At 62.2% G+C, this 574-nt stretch carries 1 pseudogene; it reads right to left on the reverse strand.

Annotation, left to right across the window (positions count from 1 at the left end):
• A pseudogene (locus ACGHJ7_RS14775) lies at positions 1–574 on the reverse strand (IS3 family transposase); the annotation flags it as partial.

Genomic DNA, 574 nt, shown 5'->3' on the forward strand with positions numbered 1-574 from the left:
TTGAGCACCCGGAACCGTCTTCCCGAAGCCATCTGGTCGTGAACAAAGTCCAGGCTCCAGCGCTGGTTCGGCAGCGCCAGAACCGGAGCAGGTGCCCTTGTGCCAACAGCACGCCTGCGGCTACGTCGTCGCCTGACCGCCAAGCCTTCCTCACGGTAGAGCCTCTGGGTCTTCTTGCGGTTGATCATGATCCCCTCCCGGCGCAGCAGGATATGCAGACGGCGATAGCCGAACCGGCGACGCTGGTTGGCCAGCTCGCGCAGCTTCTCACGCAGATCGACGTCATCGTCCCGGGTGGAACGGTAACGCACGCTCTTGCGATCAGCATCGATGACACGGCACGCCCGCCGCTCGCTCATCCCATGGCACGCCTGGAGATGAGCAACAGCTTCCCGCTGCGCGGCGGGCGTCAAAACTTTTTTGCCAGAAGATCCTTCAACGCCGCCTTGTCCAGCATCGCATCGGCCAGCAAACGCTTCAGCTTCGCGTTCTCGCTCTCCAGCTCCTTCAGCCGCCGGGCATCGGACACTTCCATCCCGCCATACTTCGACTTCCAGTTGTAGATCGTCGCTTC

The sequence above is a fragment of the Altererythrobacter sp. MTPC7 genome (assembly GCF_042851395.1).
In the GTDB taxonomy this organism is placed as follows: domain Bacteria; phylum Pseudomonadota; class Alphaproteobacteria; order Sphingomonadales; family Sphingomonadaceae; genus CAJXSN01.